Consider the following 15,189-nt stretch of genomic DNA (forward strand, 5'->3'; position numbering starts at 1 on the left):
GGGCCGCCGCTCAGCCCTTGTGGCAGAGCACCAGCGTCTCGTTCTCGGCGAGCGGCCGGCACGACGTCGACGTGAACCCTGCCGCGTCCGCCAGCGCGGTCAGTTCGCCGGCGCCGTACTCCGACCCCTCCTCGGTGACCAGGGCCATGATGAGGCTCGCGACATGGGCGTCTACGTCAACGCCGCCGTCCGCGCCGCCGTCCGCGCCGCCGTCGGCGCCGCCTTCGGTGAGCATCCGGTCGTGGACGAGCAGCACACCGCCGGGGTTGACGGCCTCGAACGCCTTGCGCATCAGGATCTCCCGCCGTCCCGGCGACCAGTTGTGCAGGACGTGCCCGAAGACCAGCACGTCCGCGCGGGGGAGCGGGTCGCGGAAGAAGTCACCGGCGTGGAAGACCGCCCTCCCGGACAGCCCCAGCGCCGCCATCCGCTCGTCGAACGGGGCCCGCATCTGGGGGAGGTCGAACACGTGCCCGGTCAGCCCCGGATGGTCGGCGACGAGCCGTCCCACCAGGTCGCCCGCGCAGCCGCCGACGTCCAGGACGGACCGGTGCGCCGGCCAGTCGACCGCCTTCAGCAGTTCCGGGACGAGCGGCCGCAGCGCGCCCTCCATCATCCGGACGTAGCGCCGCAGCTCCGCGGGGTCGCCGAGCATCGCGTCGAAGCCGTCCGCCTCCGCGCGCGGCCTTCCGGTGCGCAGCGTCTCGGTCAGCCCGTTCCACAGCGGGTACAGGTTCGCCTTGGCGCCCAGCAGGGACCCGCCGACGTACCCGGGCGTGCCGCTGACCAGGTGGCGGTCGGCGCCCTCGGCGTTGCGGTACCGGCCGCCCTCCTCCTCCAGCAGGCCGAGCCCGGCCAGAAGCGCCAGGAAGTCGCGCAGACCGCGCCCGTCGAGGGCCAGGCGGTCACGGACGTCCTGCTCGGTGCCGGGCGCCTTGTGCAACGCGGTGAAAAGGCCGAGCTCGACCGCCGTCAGCAGCGCCTGCGCCTCGCAGTAGGCGTTGCCGAGGCGGAGGATGCCCTGCACAGAACCGATGTCTGGGGCCGTGCGCACAGTCACCGGACGTCCTTCCGTCGCCGACACGTCCCGGTGACCGTGCCGCACCGGGGTGGAGCCTCGGTCGAGACGCCCGGACGTCCCGGCCCGGTGCTGTACCGATCTTCGAGCGTCGCGCGACCTCCACCCCGCACAGTTCCACCGGGAACAGGGCCCAGCAGGACCCACACGGCGGTGAAGATCCGGGACGGTGATGTGCGGTGCGTGTGAGCGTGACCAAGGAGACGTGTGCGGTGGCGAGCCTGTGCGTCTACCGCGTCCCCGAAGTCTTCGACCAGGACGAGGACGGCACCGTCGAACTCCTGGACGCGGACCCGCCGGACGATCTGCACCAGGCGGTCCGGACCGCGGCGCGAGGCTGCCCGACCCGGTCGATCCACATCGACTAGGTCCACTTCCACATCGATCAGATCCATCGACCAGATCCACATCGATCAGATCCACATCGAGCGGGCCCGCTGCGGACCCGCAGCCGGAACGACTGAGAGGGAGACGTGGATGTGCGGCATCGTCGGCTGGGTGGACTTCGGGCGTGATCTCGCCGGAGAGGCACCGACTCTGCGGGCCATGACCGAGACGCTGGCGAAACGGGGCGTGGACGCGCGGGGCGTGTGGATCAGGGGGCACGCCGCCCTCGGGCACACCCGGACGTCCATCATCGACCTGGCCGGCGGCGCGCAGCCGCTGACCGTCGAGGAGGACGGCCGTCCCCTCGCCGTGATCGTCTACAACGGCGAGGTCTACAACTTCAAGCAGCTGCGCAGCGAGCTGGAGGCGTGCGGGCAGCGGTTCCGCACCCGCAGCGACACCGAGGTGGTGCTCCGCGCCTACCTGGAGTGGGGCACCGGCTTCGCCGAGCGGCTGGAGGGCATCTTCGCGTTCGCCATCTGGGACGTGCGCCGCGAGGAGCTGGTGCTGGTCCGCGACCGGCTCGGCGTCAAGCCGCTGTTCTACTCGATGCGGCCGGACGGGGTCCTGTTCGGTTCCGAGCCGAAGGCGCTGCTCGCGAACCGGCTGGTCCGCCCGGTCGTCGACGTCGACGGGCTGCGGGAGCTGTTCGCCACGGCGAAAAGGCCGGGGCAGGCGGTGTTCCGCGACATGGCGGAGCTGCGTCCCGGCCACCTGCTGACCGTGGGACGCGACGGCGTGACCGACACGACGTACTGGCGGCTGGAGGCGCGTCCGCACACCGAGGACGTCGACGGCACCGTCCGGCATGTCCGGTCGCTGCTGGAGGAGATCGTGCTCCGCGAACTCGTCGCGGACGTCCCGCTGTGCACGGCCCTCTCGGGCGGCGTGGACTCCAGTGCCCTGACCGCGATCGCCGCGAAATGGCGCTGGCAACTTGAGGGCGAACGCGTCCGGACGTTCGTGACCACGTTCGACGAGTACGCGAAGAAGTTCCAGCCGGACGACGTCCGCTTCTCCCCCGACGAGCCGTACGCGGCCGAGGTCTCCCGGCATCTCGGCACCGACCACGTCCCGATCGTGCTGGGCACCGCCGATCTGATGGACCGGGAGACGCGCCGGCAGGTGCTGCTGGCGCAGGACATGCCGACGACGCTCGGCGACATGGACACGTCCAATTACCTCACCTCGCGCCGGATCAAGTCGCATTCCACGGTGGCGCTCGCCGGTGAGGTCGCCGACGAGATCTTCGGCGGCTACAACTGGATGCACGACCCCGAACTGCTGAACGCCGGGACGTTCCCGTGGACGGCGAACGAGCCGCGGCAGCCGGGCTCCCCCAAGGGCCAGGGCCGCGGCCTGTTCGACAGCGGGCTCATGGACAAGCTGGAACTCGGCGTCTACTACGCCGACCACTTCCAGGAAGCGGTGGCCGAGGCGCCGCACCAGGACGGCGAGAGCGACGGCGAACGCCGGATGCGCGACGTCGCCTACACCACCCTCACCTGGTGGCTGCCGATGCTGCTCGACCGCGGCGACCGGCTCTCCATGGCGCACGGCCTGGAGCTGCGCGTGCCGTACGCCGACCACCGGCTCGTCGAGTACATGTACAACACGCCGTGGGCGTTCAAGACGTTCGATGGCCGGGAGAAGAGCATCCTGCGCGCGGCCGTCGCCGACCTGGTGCCGGAGTCGGTGCTGAAGCGGACGAAGAGCCCGTGGCCGGTCACCCAGGACCCGGCCTACGCGGCGATGCTCCACGAGGAGCTGCGGGACATGCTGGCCGACCCGTCGTCCCCCGCGCTGCCGTTCCTGGACACGGCCGCCATGCGCCGCACGATCGACGAGCCGTCGAGCATCGCCCACGAGTGGGTCAGCAGGATGAACATCGAGATGGCACTGGAGTTCAACACGTGGCTCGAAACCTACGGCGTCGAACTGGCCATCTGACGGCGTCATGTGAGAAGAGGAGACCAGCATGGATTTCTCGGACGTCCTGCGCCGGCGCCGGATGGAGCGCAGCTACACCGACGAGCCCGTCTCCGATGAGGCGATCCTGCGCATCCTGGAGGGGCTGCGCCGCGCGCCCAGCGCGGGCTTCAGCCAGGGTCACCGCGTCGTCGTCGTCACCGACCCGAAGCTGCGCCAGGCGGCCGCCGACATCGCCGAAGCCCGCTACGTGGAACTCGGTTTCCCCCGCTGGATCGCCTCGGCGCCCGTCCACCTCTACGTGTGCACGCGCGAGGACTCCTACCACGAGCGCTACAACGCGGCCGGGGACATCCGGGAGGGATACTCCGAGATCCCCTGGCCGGTCCCGTTCTGGTGGTTCGACTGCGGCGCCCTGTTCATGCTGCTGCAACTGGCCGCCCTGAACGAGGGCCTGGCGACGGGAATGGTCAGCTCCGTCTACACCGACGAGCTGAAGTCCCTGGCCGACGTGGTCGACCTGCCCGAAGACGTGTCCCTCGCGGGCATCATCACCGTCGGCCACCTCGACGACACCGTGAAGACCCCGGTCCCCCCGGGCGCGGCGACGCGCAGGCCCAACGAAGACCTAGTCGAGTGGCGCCGCTAACACCGCAATCAGGCCCACTCCCGGGGCGGGGACATGCGGTGCTTCAACAGCAGCTCGCTCCCCCCGTTCGATCCAGATGGGAACTTGTGGGATCACATAGCCTTTGAACTGCGCAGACAGCGACACGAGCGAGACCTCTCGCTGGCCGAAGTAGGTGCGATCATCGACCGGGATCGCTCGCTGGTCGCACGTGTTGAATCCGGCATCAGCCAGCCAACGAGACACCTGTGCCCAGGAGTACAGCTTGATGCGACTGCCGCGATGAATGGCCGGAGTGGGAAAACCTCCAGGACCGCGTTCACCGGTCGTCCAGTGTCCAACGCTGGGGCAGACCTGTCGGTCTTCTCGGCGATGTCGTCGATGGTGACCAGGTCCTCCATGGCGCCGGTCACCGACAGTCCACTGCGCTCGCTGTCGTCGATGGCCGACAGGATCGCCTCGGTCGCGTTGCGCGCCTCGCGTGAGAACAGGATGGTGCCACCCTGCTCGTCGCCGGAGAGTTGACCGTCACCGCAACGCGAGTACAGCCGCTCAGCGGCCTCCTCAAGATCGCTGACCGGCCCGATCTCAAGCTCGAACCAGTAGGTGCTCATCAGTCCTCCTCTTCCCGTCGTGCGGTCACCTTGGCATCGTGCTGCCGCATCCGCCTTCGAATCTTCTGTGCCTCATGTTCGTCGACGTCGGGAGTTCCGTTGATCGAGAACGGAGGAGTGCAGCAGCCGGGGCCGCCAGGGCAGGATGCTCTTGCATAGGCGTGATGGATCACGGCTGTGTGCACCGGCTGACGCTGATACCGGTACGTGGCAGGGCTCGTGGTTCGGGATCGGCTGGGGTGATGCTGACAAGGCGAGCGGGGTTTGGTCAGCGGCCGCCGGCGGTGTGGACTACTTCGCCGTTGACGTTGCCGTTCGCCTCGGAGCACAGGAAGACGATCAGACGGGCCACGTCGTCGGCCGTGCTGAGGTGGCCGCTCGGGGTCTCCTCCGTCGCCTTCTCCAGGAGGACGGGGTCCACCGCGTCCAGGCTCTCGGTGAGGGTGGCTCCGGGGGCCACCACGTTGGCCAGGACGCCGTCGCGCGTCCACATCAGCGACCGCGCGAACCCGTGCAGGGCGGCCTTGGCCGCGCTGTAGAACTCCGAGCCGGGGTTGCCGTAGTGCGCGGTGATGGATGACAGGAGAGCGATCCGTCCCCAGCCGCGCTCCCTCATGCCGCCGAGGGCCTCACGCACCGTCCACATATGGCCTTCGACGTTCTCCCGGAAGAGGCCGAGCCAGTGGTCCATGGGCTGGTCCTGGTACGGCGGGACGTTCTCGGGGTCGACCCACACCCAGGTCTGCGCGTTGGCCACGACGACGTCGACGCCGCCCCAGGCGTCCTCGACGTCCCGGACCGCCCGCCGGATGGAGCCGGGGTCGGCGAGGTCGCAGCGCAGGGCGAGCGCCCGCCCGTCGCCGCCCAGCTCCTCCGCGAGATCCTTCGCGGCCGTGTCGGAGCTGTGGAAGGTGAGGGCGACCCTTGCGCCTTCGGCGGCGAAGGCGTGCGCGGTCGCCCGCCCGATGCCCCGGGTGCCGCCGGTGATGAGCACCCGCCTGTCCGTCAATCCGAGATCCATGGACGCAATGTCCATCGGACGGCTCGAAGGCGGCTCGGGACGCGTTCCAAGACCTCGGGACGCCTTCCAGGAGATTTCGAGCGCCGGTCCGTAGCGTCCGCGTCGGAGCCCGAGCCGTGCCTTGCGATGGGGGAGACGGATGCTTCACGACGAACTCAGGGAGATCAGGGACCCTGTCCTGCGGAAGGTCCACGACCATCCGTTCTGGTCCGGTCTCCGGGACGGTTCCCTGCCGGGTGAGTCGCTCGCCCATTTCGTCCAGCAGGACACCGGGCACCTGCTGCCCGCCTACGCGCGGGCACTGGCCCGGTGTGCCGCGGTGGCGCCGGACGACCTCGACGCCTGCCTGCTCGGCCAGTCGATCGTCGGGACGCTGGAGGCCGCCGGCCGGCTGCGTGAGGCGTACGCGGGCCTGGCCGGCGATCTGGGGCTGCCCAAGCTGGGCGAGCAGGCCCCGGTCGACCCGGCGACCCACGCGCACGCGTCGTTCTTCGCCGCCGCGAGCGCACGGTCGTTCCACGACGGTCTCGGCGCGCTGCTCCCCATGGTGTGGTTCAACGCGGAGGTCTCCGACGGGCTGAAGCGCGGCGTCGAGCCGGGTTCGCGGTACGCGCCGTGGATCGAGGTCTACCACCCGGGCGAGTCGTACGGGTACGCCGTCCAGGCGTTCCTGGACATGGTCGACCGGGCCGGCGACGGCTGCTCGGCCCGGCAGCGCCAACTGATCATCGAGCAGTTCTCCATCAGCGTCCGTTACGAATGGGCGTTCGCCGAATGCTGCCTGCGGCGGCCGTCCTGGCCGGTGTGAACGGGCGGGGCCGGCCAGATCACGGGCAGCCGACGAGAAAGGTCGCCGACCAGATGAGTTCGAGCACCCCGATTCCCTATCCCTTCGAATGGACCCCGGTCATGGAGGTCCCCGGACGGTTGCGCGGCCTGCACGAGAAGGCCCAGGTCGACGTGCGGCTCCCGAGCGGCGACACCGCGGTGATGGTGACGCGCTACAAGGACGTCCGGAGCCTGTTCGCCGATCCCCGGCTGAGCAAGAACATCGCCCGTCCGGGCATGGCGCGGGTGTCCAAGGACAACGACCTGTTCGTCGACCCCAAGATCGACGGTGACCCGCCGCACCACACCGCGATGCGCGGGCTCGTCACGCGGGCGTTCACCGCGCGCCGGATCGAGCTGCTGCGCCCGTTCGCGCAGTCGGTCACCGACGAGCTGCTGGACGCGATGGAGGCCGGGCCGAAGCCGGCCGACCTGAACGAGGCGCTGGCCTTCCCGCTGCCGATCCTGGTGATCTGCAAGCTGCTGGGCGTGCCGCCGGAGGACCGGGACAAGTTCCGCGGGCTGGTGGACGGCTTCCTCTCGGTGAGCAAGCTGCCGCCGGAGGAGGTCGAGGAGTGCCGCAAGGGCCTGTGGTCGTACCTGGCGGACCTGATCGTCGCCAAGCGGGCCGATCCCGGCGACGACCTCATCGGCAGCCTCATCAAGATCCGGGACGAGGACGACAACCGGCTGTCGGACTACGAGCTGCACCACTGGACGCAGAGCCTGCTCATCGCCGGCTATGTCACCACGGCCAGCCAGATCGGCACCGGGACGGCGGTGCTGCTGCACCGGCGGGACCTGTTCGAGCAGGTGAAGGCCGATTCGTCGCTGGTGGAGCCGGCGGTCGAGGAGCTGCTGCGCACGCAGATCATGGGGTCGTCGATCGGCACGCTGCGGTACGCCCTGACCGACATCGAGCTGTCCGACGGCTCGGTGATCAAGGAGGGGACCAGCGTCCTGCTGTCGGAGGAGGGCGCCAACACCGACGAACGGGTGTTCAAGGACCCGTTCACGATCGACATCCGGCGCAAGGAGAACCACCACATGACGTTCGGTGCGGGCATCCACTACTGCGTGGGTGCGGCGCTGGCCCGGATGGAACTGCAGGTGGCGACGGAGACGCTGCTGCGCCGGTTCCCGGACGTCCGCCTCGCCGTCCCCGCGGAGGAGTTGCCGCGCGGGCTCGGCGGGTTCATGGAGGGCTTCAGCGAGGTCCCCGTCACCTGGTGAACGACTGATTCCTCTCGTCCAGGCCCCCGGCCGTGCAGGTCGGGGGCCTTGACGTGTCCGGGGACGGGCGGCTTCGGCGTACGTCCGCGATGTCATAGTTGACACTGACTATTTATGGCTGGATAATCAGAGCTGGCTAGAGGTGAGGAGGCTTCGATGGAGAGACGGCGCAAGGTGGGGAACCCGCTGGCCCTGGCCGTGCTCGCCTGGCTGATGCTGGAGCCGATGCACCCGTACGAGCTCGGCCGGCGGCTGAAGGAGACCGAGCAGGACCGCAGCATCAACTACAACCGGGGCTCGCTCTACATGGTGGTGAAGCAGCTGGCCAAGGCGGGCTTCATCGTCGAGCAGGAGACCGTCCGCGACACCCAGCGCCCGGAACGCACCGTCTACGCGCTCACCGGGGAGGGACGCGCCGAACTCCACGACTGGCTCAGCGAGCTGGTCGCGCAGCCGCGGCACGAGTACCCGCACTTCGGGGTCGCGCTGTCGCTGCTGAGCGTCCTGTCCCCGGACGAGACCGCCGGGCTGCTCAACACGCGGCTGACCGCCCTGACCGCCGAGATCGACGAGATCCGCGGCCGGGTGGACGCGGCCACCGCCGAGGGCGTCACGTGGGTGTTCCTGGTGGAGGAGCAGTACAGGGTCACCATGCTGGACGCCGAGTGCCGTTTCGTGGCCGACCTCATCGAGGCGATGGAGCACCCGGACTACATCCGCACATGGAAAGAACTGTTTGGGAGCCGAACATGACTGCAGCAAGGACGGCACTGGTCATCGGCGGAGGGATCGCCGGACCGGCCACCGCGATGGCGCTCAAGAAGGCCGGCATCGAGGCGACCGTGTACGAGGCGTACGCGAGCACCGCCGAGGGCGTCGGCGTCACGCTCACGATCGCGCCGAACGGGCTCAACGCCCTCAAGATCATCGGCGCGTACGAGGCCGCGCTCGGCATCGGCCAGCCGCTGACGCGCGGGCAGATGTACGACGGGTTCGGCGAGAAGATCGGCGAGTTCCCCGGGCTGGAGGGCCTGCCGCCGAGCCGCGGGCTGTGGCGGGACACGCTGTGCCGCGTCCTGCACGAGACCGCCGCGGGGCAGGGCATCCGCGTCGAGTACGGCAAGCGGCTCGTCGACGTCGAGGAGTCGCCGGACGCCGTCACGGCCCGGTTCGACGACGGCACCACCGCGACCGCCGACGTGCTCGTCGGCGCCGACGGCATCAGGTCGACCGTCCGCAGGCTGATCGACCCGAAGGCGCCGGAGCCCGACACGACCCGGCTGCTGAACTTCGGCGCGGCCGCCGACATCGCCGTCCCGTCCGACCGCGAGTCGTCGTACTTCGTCTTCGGCAAGCGCGGCTTCTTCGGCTACTGGGTGCAGCCCGACGACCGCACCGCCTGGTTCGCGAACCTGCCCCACGACCGGCCGCTGTCGTCGGCGGAGGCGCGCGAGACGTCCAAGGCCGACTGGCTCGCGCGGCTGCGCGAGCTGTACGCCGACGACAAGCCGTGCAGCGACATCCTCGCGCGCACCGAGGCCGGCGACCTGGCCGTGCTCGGCTCGCTGGAGAACATGCCGAAGGTGCCGACCTGGCACCGGGGGCGGATGGTGCTGGTCGGCGACTCCGCGCACGCGCCGTCCTCCAGCTCCGGCCAGGGCGCCTCGCAGGCCATCGAGAGCGCCGTGCAGCTCGCCCGCTGCCTGCGCGACCTCCCCGACCCGCAGAGCGCCTTCGCCACCTACGAGGAGCTGCGCCGCGAACGGGTCGAGAAGGTCATCGACCGCGGCAACAAGACCAACAGCAGCAAGACGATGGGCACGTTCGCCAAGGCGATGATGAAGCTGATGATGCCCATCATGATGAAGACGTTCCTCAACCCGGAGAAGACGCTGGGTCCCGAGCAGCGCTACCTCATCGACTGGGACGCCCCGGTGACGTCGCCGCAGACGGCGGCCGCCGCCGGAAGCTAGCCAAGTTCCGCCCCCGGCCCACGCCGAGCCCCCGCGGCGCCGGGCCGGGGCGGAACCTCCGTTCAGGCCCGCGCGGACGGGTGCAGGACGCGGTGCAGGGCCTCGGTGAGCTGCGCGTGCGGGTCACCGGCCGCCGACGGGCACCGCCAGGCGACGTACCCGTCCGGGCGGACGAGGACGGCGCCGGCGCGGCCCAGCCCGTAGCGGGCGTCGAAGACGCCCTCGACATCGAAGAGCTCGGCGGCGTCCCGGCGCCCGCGGTCCGCCGGCCCGGCGACCCGGTACGCGCGCAGCGGGACGCCGGAATGTGCGGCGATCTTGTCCGCCGCGTCCGTCCACGCCGCGCCGTCCTCGCCGGTGAGCAGAACGAACGCGTCATGGAACAGGTCGTGGACGGTGATCCGCTCGCCGTCAATCCGCCCGCCGTCCGTGGCCCCGGTGAGCATGTCGAGCCACAGGTGCGGTGCGCGTGTGCCGGGCGCCGCGCCCTGGTCCAGGCCGCCGCCGTAGACGGGGCCGTGCCCGGCGCCGATGACGGCGGCGGAGTCGTAGCGCTGCCCGAACGTGCACAGGACGTCGTCCACGTCGTCGCCGTCGGGCTCGTCGCCGAACCTGGCCTGCTGGCGGCGGACGGTGATGTCCGCGAGCGCCAGCGCGGCGGGCCGCCGTTCCGCCTCGTAGGTGTCCAGCAGCCCGTCCGACGCCCAGCCGCCGGTCACGGCGGCGAGCTTCCAGGCGAGGTTGTGGGCGTCCTGCACGGCGGCGTTCGCGCCCATCGCGCCCGCGGGCGGCCACACGTGCGCGCTGTCGCCGACGACGAACACCCGCCCGGCGCGGAACCGGTCCGCGACGCCCACCGCCTCCTCCCAGCAGGCGATATCCACGATGTCCAGCGGCACGTCCGCGCCGATCACCGCGCGGGCCGCCTTGCGGCAGCGGTCGTCGGTGAAGTCGTCCGGCGACTCCTCCGCCGGGTCGTAGGTGAAGCTGATCGCCCACTGGCCGGGGACGGCGGTCGTCAGGAACGACCCGAAGCCGCCGATCTCGGGGTTGACCACGATCCAGAACATCGCGCGCTTGGTGACGATGTCCGACAGGTCGGCCCGGACGACGAACGTCACCCAGCTCTGCGTGACGCCCGGACCCTCGCGGACGATGCCCGCCGACGGCCCGGTCCGGCCGCGGAAACCGTCCGCCGCGATGACGTGGCCGGCGCGGATGACGCGCCGCCGCCCGCCGTCGCGGTCCCCGATCTCGACGGTGACGCCGCCGGCGTCGGGGTTGACCGTGAGGCACCGGGTCCCGAACCGGATGTCGGCGCCCTTCGCCCGCGCGGCCTCGATGAGGATCGGCTCCACGGTGCGCTGGTCGGCCATCTCGAACTCGCACGCCGTCACGTCGGGCAGCGACGTCCGCGCCTCCTCGCCGAGCAGCCAGTTCCACTCGCCGGACAGGGACTCGCACCGGACGACGCCGGACTCCCCGTCGAACGGCCGGCCCGCCTCCCGGATCAGCGGCTCGACGCCGAGCGGCCGGTAGAGCTCCATCGTCCGCTGGTTGATCCCGCGCGCGCGGCCCTGCACCGACACGTCCGGATGGCGGTCCACCAGAATCGAGCGCACCCCGTGGTGCGCCAGGAACAGTGCGGACGCCAGCCCGGCGTAGCCGCCGCCGACGATGAGCACCGGAACGGTCTCGTCCATGATCGACCTCCATCCTTCCCACGGCGAGGCTCGCACGGGCGGCTAGAGGCGCACTCGCCTCCGGCGAGCGACGCCACGCCTCCGGCGAGTGCCCTTCGAGCGCTCCTCCACCGGGCGTGGACGTTCCCCGGCGACGATCCGGAAGTGCGCCGTCCCTGCCGCCGGCGCCCTGCCCAGCACGAGGAGAGCAGCCGTGACGCAAGCCCGGGCGACCACGGACGACCCACGGATCGTCATCCTCGGCGGTGGCGTCGCCGGCCTCGCCGCGGCGATCGCCCTGGCCCGGCGCGGCCTGCCCGCGACGGTGGTCGAGCGCGACCCCGCCCCGCCGGACGACCGGGACCCGTTCATGGACTGGCGGCGGCGCGGCGTCCCCCAGTTCCGGCTGCCGCACGGCTTCTCCGCCAGGACCCGCAACCTGCTCGCCGAGCACGCGCCGGACGTCCTGGAACGGCTCCGCGGCGGCGGCATCGAGGTGATCAACCTCTTCAAGCGGCTCATCCCCGAGGAGCTGTGGCGGCCGTCCGACGACGACTTCGCCAACCTGTGGGCGCGGCGCGCCGCGTTCGAGCTCGCGCTGCGCCGCACCGCCGAGGCCGAGGCGGGCGTCACCTTCGCATGCCCGGCCGTCGCGACCGGCCTGACCTTCCTGCGGACGCCCGGCGAGCCGCCCCGCGTGACGGGCGTCCGGCTGGCCGGCGGCGGCGAGCTGCCCGCCGGCGTCGTGCTCGACTGCGGCGGGCAGCGCACGCCCATACCCCGCTGGCTCGCCGCCGAGGGCGTGCCCGTCGCCGCGGACGTCCAGGACTGCCAGACCGTCTACTTCAGCCGCTACTACCGGTTCACACCCGGCTGCGACCTGCCCAAGACGGCCGTCGCGACGCTGCGCGGCGAGGCCGACGGCATCTCCTACATCGGCTTCCCGGGCGACAACGACACGTTCGCGATCTGCTTCGAGGGGCATCCCGGCGACGAGGACCTGCGGCTGCTGCGCAACACGTGGGCGTTCGAGGCCGCCGCGTGCGCCGTCCCGGACGTGGCGCCCTGGGTCGACCCGTCCAACGGCACCCCGCTCGACGGGGTGCAGATCATGGGCGGGCACCACAACGTCCGCAGGCGCTACGTGATGGACGGGGAGCCCGCCGTCCTCGGCCTCCTGCCCGTCGGCGACTCCCTGTGCACCACCAACCCCGCCTACGGGTGGGGCGCGGCGATGGCGCTGACCTACGCCTTCACGGCCGCGGCCTGCGTCGGGCGCCACGGCGGCGACCCGGCCGCGATGGCCGTCGCGTACGAGGACGCGGTCGGACGCGAGGCCGACGCCGTCTACCGCGAGTCGGCGGCCATGGACCGCGCCCGCATCTACCGCATCACGGGTGAGGACGTACCGGAGCACGACCGGGTGGAGATGGAACGGCAGCGGCTCATCGCGGAGGGCGTGGCGAGCGGTGTGCTGCTCGACGTCGAACTCGGCCGCGCGTTCAACCGCCGCGTCAACCTCGTCGGCCCCGCCGACGCCGTCCTCGGCAACTCGGACCTGGCGGTGCGCGCCCGGCAGCGCCGCGAGGACTCCGAGGCGGACGGGCCCCCGCCCACCGCACCCGGCCTCCGCAAGGTGATCCGCGCGGCCAGGCCAGGCGCCACCGTCTGACCCCGCACAGCGCGAGACCCCGCACAGCGCGAAAGCCCGCACAGGCGGCGGGCCCCTCGGGTGGTCATCTCCGAGGGGCCCGCTCAGTTCCCGGTGGTTACGGGGTCTGGTCGTGGTTACGGGGTCTGGTCGCGGAAGTCGTCCAGGTGGCGGGCCAGCCACGTCTCGAACGTCGCGGGCGGCCGGCCGAGGAGGCGTTCCGCGTCCGGGTGCGGGACGCCGCCGCGCAGCGGGCCCGGCTCCGCCATCGAGGCCAGCAGCCCGTCCACCAGGTCCGGCGGCATCCCGGCGCGGGTCATCCCCTCCCTGGCCTGCGCCGGGTCCACGCCGACGAACTCCAGCCGCCGCCCGAGCGCCTTGCCCAGCCGCGCCGTCAGCTCCGGCGCCGTCAGCGCCTCCGGGCCGGTGAGCTGGTAGGACCGTCCGCCGTGCCCGCTGCCCGTCAGGCACGCGACCGCGCACGCCGCCACGTCCGCCGGGTCGATGATGGCGCGGGCGACGTCGCCGTACGGCTGGAACACCTTGCCCTGCGACGCGATCGACCGGCGCCACTGCAGGACGTTCGTGGCGAACCCGGCGGGGCGCAGCGCGGTCAGCTCCGCGCCCGACTTGGCGAACGCCTCCTCGGACGCCGCGTGCGCCCGCCCGTAGGAGTCGGTGCCGGCGACGGGCGGGTTCGCCGCCACCGACGACAGCTTCACCACCCGGCCGACGCCGCGTTCACGTACCGCGTCGGCGACGGCCAGTTCGTGCTCGAGCGCGTCCGGGCTGGTGGCCATGAACACGGCGTCCACGTCCCGGAGGGCCTCCAGGACGGCGCCGGAGTCCTTGAGGTCTCCGGCGAAGACCTCGGCGGACCCGCCGAGGCGGGCCCGTCCGGGATCGCGGGTGAACGCGCGGACCCGTTCGCCGGCGGCGGCGAGCCCGGCCACGACGTGCCGCCCCACCCCACCCGTCGATCCGAAAACCAGGAACATCGGTCGCCTCCTCAACGTGATGCCTGTGGTGATGCCTGTACGGACACAGAGCGGAGCGGCCGCGCCCGGCGGAGCCGCGGGCACGGCCGCTCCCTGGCCTGGATCCGTTTTCCGACCTGGATCAGCGCGCCTTCCGGGCGATCACCAGGGTGTCGTCCTCGCCGAGGTCCTGCGCGGTGACGCCGGTGAACCCGGCACCCTCCATGTGCTCGCGCAGCTCGCCGACCCCGTACTCCGAGCCGCCGTCGGTGACGAGCAGCATGTCCAGGCTGACCAGCAGGTTCGCGGACCGGCTGGACGCGCGGTCGAGGATGCGGTCGTAGACCAGCAGCACCCCGCCGGGGTTGACGCTCTCGTACGCCTTGCGCACCAGGAGGCCGCGCTGGTCGCGGTCCCAGTCGTGCAGGACGTGCCCGAGGACGACGATGTCCGCGGACGGCAGCGGGTCGGCGAAGAAGTCGCCGCCGTGGAACGTCACCCGGTCGGCGAGGCTCTTCTCGGCCACCAGCTCGTCGAAGAACGGCTCCATCTGCGGCAGGTCGAACACCTTGCCGGACAGGTGCGGGTGCGCCTTGACGATCTGCGCCGTCAGCGCGCCCCGGCAGCCGCCGACGTCCAGCACCGACCCGTACCCGGACCAGCCGTCGTAGGCGGAGATGAGCTGCGGGCCCAGCACGCGCGTGAACGCGTCCATCGAGTGGATGAACTGGCCGAGGATCTTCGGGTTCTGGACGACCGCATCGAAGCTGCTGCCCGTCTGCGACTCGCCGGTGCGCAGCGCCTCGGACAGCCGCCCCCACGCCGGGTACAGGTTGCGGTTGGAACGTTCGATGAACCCGCCGATGTAGGACTCCTGGCCGCGCACGAGGTAGCGGTCCGCGCCGGGCCGGTTGTGGTAGCGGCCGTCCTCCTTGGCGAGCAGGTCCAGCTCGACGAGAAGGTCGAGCCAGTCGGCGAGGCCCCGGCCGTGCAGCCCGAGAGCCCCCCGGATCTCCTCCTGCCCTGCCGGATTGTCGTGCAGCGTCGTGAACAGGCCGAGTTCGACGGCGGTCAGTACTGCCTTCGCGTCGCAGAAGGCGTTGGCGAGTTGCAGAATTCCGGATGGGGTTCCGGTGTCCGGGGCGGTGGTCGTCACTGCGTTCTCCTCATTCTCCGCATTGCTTCATT

Annotated in this window: 14 protein-coding genes; 8 read left to right on the plus strand and 6 right to left on the minus strand. The window is 71.3% G+C overall.

Going from position 1 to position 15,189, the window contains the following annotated elements; all coding sequences use genetic code 11:
- Positions 1 to 10 precede the first annotated feature (10 nt).
- The gene (locus ACGFK0_RS32165) at positions 11 to 1,060 is read right to left on the minus strand and encodes a methyltransferase (protein ID WP_392911730.1); all 1,050 of its coding nucleotides are present in this window, start codon (positions 1,058 to 1,060) and stop codon (positions 11 to 13) included.
- Positions 1,061 to 1,263: 203 nt separating this feature from the next.
- Here ACGFK0_RS32165 and ACGFK0_RS32170 point away from each other — a divergent pair, with 203 nt between their 5' ends.
- The 3 genes from ACGFK0_RS32170 (at position 1,264) to ACGFK0_RS32180 (ending at position 4,043) form a co-directional block, all read left to right on the plus strand.
- Positions 1,264 to 1,446 carry a ferredoxin gene (locus tag ACGFK0_RS32170; protein ID WP_392911732.1) on the plus strand — a complete coding sequence of 61 codons (183 nt, stop codon included), beginning with the start codon at positions 1,264 to 1,266 and terminating at the stop codon, positions 1,444 to 1,446.
- Between the two features lie 109 nt (positions 1,447 to 1,555).
- Complete coding sequence (asnB, locus tag ACGFK0_RS32175; RefSeq protein WP_392911734.1) at positions 1,556 to 3,415, plus strand: asparagine synthase (glutamine-hydrolyzing); 1,860 nt, start codon at positions 1,556 to 1,558, stop codon at positions 3,413 to 3,415.
- Between the two features lie 28 nt (positions 3,416 to 3,443).
- Entirely contained in the window at positions 3,444 to 4,043 is a 600-nt protein-coding gene (locus ACGFK0_RS32180; RefSeq protein ID WP_392911736.1) for a nitroreductase family protein, read from the plus strand.
- 92 nt (positions 4,044 to 4,135) lie between these two features.
- On the opposite strand, the gene ACGFK0_RS32185 is transcribed toward ACGFK0_RS32180, so the two are convergent.
- Together ACGFK0_RS32185 and ACGFK0_RS32190 are read right to left on the minus strand one after the other, a co-directional pair.
- Complete coding sequence (locus ACGFK0_RS32185; protein ID WP_392911738.1) at positions 4,136 to 4,636, minus strand: hypothetical protein; 501 nt, start codon at positions 4,634 to 4,636, stop codon at positions 4,136 to 4,138.
- 268 nt (positions 4,637 to 4,904) lie between these two features.
- On the minus strand, positions 4,905 to 5,657 hold the full coding sequence (locus tag ACGFK0_RS32190) for an SDR family NAD(P)-dependent oxidoreductase (RefSeq protein ID WP_392911740.1): 753 nt from the start codon (positions 5,655 to 5,657) through the stop codon (positions 4,905 to 4,907).
- Positions 5,658 to 5,796: 139 nt separating this feature from the next.
- Here ACGFK0_RS32190 and ACGFK0_RS32195 point away from each other — a divergent pair, with 139 nt between their 5' ends.
- From ACGFK0_RS32195 to ACGFK0_RS32210, 4 genes are all read left to right on the plus strand, one after another.
- A complete protein-coding gene (locus ACGFK0_RS32195; protein ID WP_392911742.1) occupies positions 5,797 to 6,465 on the plus strand; it encodes a TenA family protein in 669 nt (222 codons plus the stop codon).
- 53 nt (positions 6,466 to 6,518) lie between these two features.
- On the plus strand, positions 6,519 to 7,718 hold the full coding sequence (locus ACGFK0_RS32200) for a cytochrome P450 (protein WP_392911744.1): 1,200 nt from the start codon (positions 6,519 to 6,521) through the stop codon (positions 7,716 to 7,718).
- A gap of 156 nt (positions 7,719 to 7,874) precedes the next feature.
- On the plus strand, positions 7,875 to 8,471 hold the full coding sequence (locus ACGFK0_RS32205; protein ID WP_392911746.1) for a PadR family transcriptional regulator: 597 nt from the start codon (positions 7,875 to 7,877) through the stop codon (positions 8,469 to 8,471).
- Positions 8,468 to 9,691, plus strand: a complete 1,224-nt coding sequence (locus ACGFK0_RS32210; RefSeq protein WP_392911748.1) for an FAD-dependent monooxygenase — start codon at positions 8,468 to 8,470, stop codon at positions 9,689 to 9,691. The genes ACGFK0_RS32205 and ACGFK0_RS32210 overlap by 4 nt, the downstream gene beginning before the upstream one ends.
- A 62-nt stretch (positions 9,692 to 9,753) precedes the next feature.
- On the opposite strand, the gene ACGFK0_RS32215 is transcribed toward ACGFK0_RS32210, so the two are convergent.
- Positions 9,754 to 11,394 carry an FAD-dependent monooxygenase gene (locus tag ACGFK0_RS32215; RefSeq protein ID WP_392911750.1) on the minus strand — a complete coding sequence of 547 codons (1,641 nt, stop codon included), beginning with the start codon at positions 11,392 to 11,394 and terminating at the stop codon, positions 9,754 to 9,756.
- A gap of 193 nt (positions 11,395 to 11,587) precedes the next feature.
- On the opposite strand from ACGFK0_RS32215, the gene ACGFK0_RS32220 reads away from it, so the two are divergent.
- Entirely contained in the window at positions 11,588 to 13,045 is a 1,458-nt protein-coding gene (locus tag ACGFK0_RS32220) for an FAD-dependent oxidoreductase (RefSeq protein ID WP_392911752.1), read from the plus strand.
- Positions 13,046 to 13,161: 116 nt separating this feature from the next.
- Here the strand turns inward: ACGFK0_RS32220 and ACGFK0_RS32225 are convergent, their stop codons facing one another.
- Both ACGFK0_RS32225 and ACGFK0_RS32230 read right to left on the minus strand, forming a co-directional pair.
- Positions 13,162 to 14,022, minus strand: a complete 861-nt coding sequence (locus tag ACGFK0_RS32225) for an NAD(P)H-binding protein (RefSeq protein WP_392911755.1) — start codon at positions 14,020 to 14,022, stop codon at positions 13,162 to 13,164.
- A gap of 121 nt (positions 14,023 to 14,143) precedes the next feature.
- Positions 14,144 to 15,157, minus strand: a complete 1,014-nt coding sequence (locus ACGFK0_RS32230) for a methyltransferase (RefSeq protein WP_392911757.1) — start codon at positions 15,155 to 15,157, stop codon at positions 14,144 to 14,146.
- Positions 15,158 to 15,189: the final 32 nt, after the last annotated feature.

It is taken from the genome of Spirillospora sp. NPDC048823, assembly GCF_043198445.1.
GTDB lineage: Bacteria > Actinomycetota > Actinomycetes > Streptosporangiales > Streptosporangiaceae > Spirillospora.

What these genes read in the sequence shown, in the direction of transcription:
- asnB (WP_392911734.1), top strand. Translation starts at nt 1,556, where the DNA reads ATGTGCGGCATCGTCGGCTGGGTGGACTTCGGGCGTGATCTCGCCGGA.
- ACGFK0_RS32180 (WP_392911736.1), top strand. Translation starts at nt 3,444, where the DNA reads ATGGATTTCTCGGACGTCCTGCGCCGGCGCCGGATGGAGCGCAGCTAC.
- ACGFK0_RS32185 (WP_392911738.1), bottom strand. Translation starts at nt 4,636, where the DNA reads ATGAGCACCTACTGGTTCGAGCTTGAGATCGGGCCGGTCAGCGATCTT.
- ACGFK0_RS32190 (WP_392911740.1), bottom strand. Translation starts at nt 5,657, where the DNA reads ATGGATCTCGGATTGACGGACAGGCGGGTGCTCATCACCGGCGGCACC.
- ACGFK0_RS32195 (WP_392911742.1), top strand. Translation starts at nt 5,797, where the DNA reads ATGCTTCACGACGAACTCAGGGAGATCAGGGACCCTGTCCTGCGGAAG.
- ACGFK0_RS32200 (WP_392911744.1), top strand. Translation starts at nt 6,519, where the DNA reads ATGAGTTCGAGCACCCCGATTCCCTATCCCTTCGAATGGACCCCGGTC.
- ACGFK0_RS32205 (WP_392911746.1), top strand. Translation starts at nt 7,875, where the DNA reads ATGGAGAGACGGCGCAAGGTGGGGAACCCGCTGGCCCTGGCCGTGCTC.
- ACGFK0_RS32210 (WP_392911748.1), top strand. Translation starts at nt 8,468, where the DNA reads ATGACTGCAGCAAGGACGGCACTGGTCATCGGCGGAGGGATCGCCGGA.
- ACGFK0_RS32215 (WP_392911750.1), bottom strand. Translation starts at nt 11,394, where the DNA reads ATGGACGAGACCGTTCCGGTGCTCATCGTCGGCGGCGGCTACGCCGGG.
- ACGFK0_RS32225 (WP_392911755.1), bottom strand. Translation starts at nt 14,022, where the DNA reads ATGTTCCTGGTTTTCGGATCGACGGGTGGGGTGGGGCGGCACGTCGTG.